5 protein-coding genes and 1 tRNA gene are annotated in these 2,753 nt (G+C 51.9%); 4 read left to right on the top strand and 2 right to left on the bottom strand.

Features of this window, described 5'->3' with window-relative positions; all coding sequences use genetic code 11:
- Window positions 1–251, top strand: a 251-nt coding sequence (locus V6D20_17895) for a hypothetical protein (protein ID HEY9817655.1), incomplete at its 5' end; no start/stop codon positions are given.
- Between the two features lie 191 nt (window positions 252–442).
- Here the strand turns inward: V6D20_17895 and V6D20_17890 are convergent.
- Window positions 443–515: transfer RNA gene (locus tag V6D20_17890), tRNA-Thr, on the bottom strand.
- Window positions 516–622: 107 nt separating this feature from the next.
- Between V6D20_17890 and V6D20_17885 the strand changes: the two genes are divergently transcribed.
- On the top strand, window positions 623–802 hold the full coding sequence (locus tag V6D20_17885) for a hypothetical protein (GenBank protein ID HEY9817654.1): 180 nt from the start codon (window positions 623–625) through the stop codon (window positions 800–802).
- A gap of 25 nt (window positions 803–827) precedes the next feature.
- On the opposite strand, the gene V6D20_17880 is transcribed toward V6D20_17885, so the two are convergent.
- A complete protein-coding gene (locus V6D20_17880; GenBank protein HEY9817653.1) occupies window positions 828–1,367 on the bottom strand; it encodes a phycobiliprotein lyase in 540 nt (179 codons plus the stop codon).
- A 356-nt stretch (window positions 1,368–1,723) separates the two neighbouring features.
- Here V6D20_17880 and V6D20_17875 point away from each other — a divergent pair, with 356 nt between their 5' ends.
- On the top strand, window positions 1,724–1,858 hold the full coding sequence (locus V6D20_17875; GenBank protein HEY9817652.1) for a hypothetical protein: 135 nt from the start codon (window positions 1,724–1,726) through the stop codon (window positions 1,856–1,858).
- A gap of 113 nt (window positions 1,859–1,971) precedes the next feature.
- On the top strand, window positions 1,972–2,753 hold a 782-nt coding region (locus tag V6D20_17870; protein ID HEY9817651.1), incomplete at its 3' end, for a transglutaminaseTgpA domain-containing protein.

The following is a 2,753-nucleotide window of genomic DNA, read 5'->3' as shown; positions in this document are numbered from 1 at the left end:
TTGGCAATACGCCAGGGTTTAACGGCAATTTTGAACAAGCATTGGCTGCGATTAAAGCCAAGGCCATTGTGATGCCTGGGCAAACAGATTTATATTTTCCGCCGGAAGATAATGAGTATGAAGTAAAGCATATGCCCAATGCCGAGTTTGTTGCTATTCCTTCGATTTGGGGACATTTTGCAGGGGGCGGCATCAATCCGGTTGATACCGAATTTATTGATCAGCATGTCAAAGCTCTACTCGCCAGCTAGGGCGAGGCTGCGATCGCTCTTCTCCGAGATAGTTATGCGCCCTTACGCCCCAAACCTAACCTGAAGCATTGAGGCTTTGGGTTGATGTTATCACCTAGCTAGTCAACGTGCTAGCTAGGTGCAGTTTGAACCTAGGTGATCTTCATGACTCTCTAGTCAAGCAGGGGCATCCCGACGTGCTTTCTATTAAAAGCTGGTGACAAGACTCGAACTTGCGACCGGCTGATTACAAATCAGCTGCTCTACCAACTGAGCTACACCAGCATTCCGACAACAATAATAACAAATTCTTAGCACAATCCAGCGATCGCTTCCATCAACCCGTAAAATCTCTAACACCGTTACCCATAGCGATAGACGGAGGAGAACCTATGTCCAGCCCAAACGAGCAAAGCTGCCCAGTCTGCGGCGTCAAGATTGTCTCGATGATTGGGGGCGATCGCGTCTTGTTTTCCGTGGGGCCGCCGGGCACAAGGGCGGTGCTGTGGCAACGAGTTTGTAAATACACCAACAAGCCGGGATGCATCAACCTAGATGGGTCAGCGCGCTAGGTTCATGCATCCCCAAGGGCGATCGCTACCCGATGCGACGCTCTAGGTATTGACCAATCATCTGCTGCTCACCCGCCCGAGAGATGATCGTTTGGCGGGTGCGATATTGCTGACCAATGAGCTTCAGTTCCTCCTCAAAAACCGAGTCGTTATACTCGGTGCGCAGGCAGAGGGTGGTGGGATGGTTGAAGTAGAACTGAGCTGTTACGGGATGAGGAGTGGCAAAACCGCGATCTCGATAGAGGATGTCACCCTGCACGCCAAACAGGGTTGTCCCCTTAGATTTCTTGCGTCCAGTGGTGGCATCGGTACTATTCCAGGTCACCTCTGCCCCGCAGGCCAGGTTCAGGCGATCGCCCTCTGGATGGAGTTGAGCTAGGTGCAGCAGTTCTGAACAACCCGCCGTCAAGAAGCGGACTGTAATCAGACTCACCATTTCCTTCACATCGCCATCGGGCAATGTGTAGTAGCGGCGCTCAGAGCGCCATTGCCCAGCCGATTGCTGGAAAAAGCTAGCAATTAGTGATTCACCCGTAGCTTGTGTGGTTTGTAGTGATAGGGTCACTCAAATACTCCCGTCAAATCAGTAACAGTGGACTAGACAAGCTGGCGTGAGGAGCGTCTAATCAGGAATCCCACTCATCTCTACCCTGCATTTCTGCTCTCAACTGTTCGCAATGCAACAAATCTACCGATGAAAGCAGAAACATTTAAGCATTAATGCGCTAAGTCAAGTGATCCTCAATATTTCGTAACCTTTACACAAGTTAACATTTTTAGGCGCTTTTGGTGGACTTCATGACGGAGTGTTGCCGTAATCCAAACATTCCGTTAAGTCTGCTATGGGAATCGTTGAGGAGTGTTACACCTGAGGTATGGCAAGGTGTTTAGGCCAGATTGAGCTATGTAAGGAGATGTCCTATGACCGACCAAAATCGTGGAATTATGAAATTTGATGAGGCAGATAGTGGAGTTGCGATCGCCCTATCCTCAGTCATTATCTTGGGTGCCATTGCGACGCTAGTGGTTTGGGCCATTCAATCCGCCTACATGTAGGAAACGTACCCTGCTGGGTGGGTGTTTTGGGTCTGGGTGGCTACACTGGGCTATAGAGTGCGATCGCCTCTTAGAATCGCTTGTCCTTCGTCACTGAGTTTGACTGAGTTTGTATGACCCGTCCTACCGCAACGGCTCCCGCTAACGCACCGACCCAAGACCCTTCAAGACTCGAACAATGGATTCGGCGATCGCCCTTTGGCCCCCTGTGGGAACGCCTCGCCGCTATGCCCCGCCCGCGGCCGGAAGAATCAATTCCGCTGCGGGTTTTGGTACAGGCTATGGTGACAGTGGGCATTTTGGCGACCGATGTGGCGGCGGCGGATGTGGCAGATCCGCTGTGGATCAGTGCCTGGGCTATTCCTGCCAGTATCGTGGGGGCTTGGTGGAGCTGGCGGCAGCGCCATAAACGCAATACCTCGACTCAATTTAGTATTGCGATCGCCATGCTCTTGGCTCTTGCCATCTTTTTGTTCAACATTGCTCGGGGGCAGGTAGATACGCGTCTAGCCCTAGCGGAACTGTTGATCCACCTGCAGGTGCTGCATAGTTTTGACCAACCTCGGCGCAAAGACTTGGGCTATTCCATGGTGATTGGGCTAATTCTGATTGGCGTGGCGGGTACGATTAGCCAAACCCTGGCTTTTGCACCACTGCTGCTGATTTTTGTAGCGATCGCTCTGCCGGTGTTGGTATTAGACTATCGTTCCCAGTTAGGGCTCACCAGTCGTCGCATGAAGACCCTAACGCTGAATTTTTCCCTGCGCCGCTGGAGCACCTTAGTATTGGTCGTGGTTGGGCTGGGTCTGGCGATTTTTGTCGCCCTACCACGTTTTCCGGGGTACCAACTGCGCACCTTCCCGGTCAGTTCTCCCATCCAGTTTGAAGGACAGTT

Source organism: Candidatus Obscuribacterales bacterium, from assembly GCA_036703605.1.
Classification (GTDB): Bacteria; Cyanobacteriota; Cyanobacteriia; order RECH01; family RECH01; genus RECH01.
Note: the sequence above shows the minus strand (reverse complement) of the source record. Positions and strands in the feature narration are given on the sequence as shown.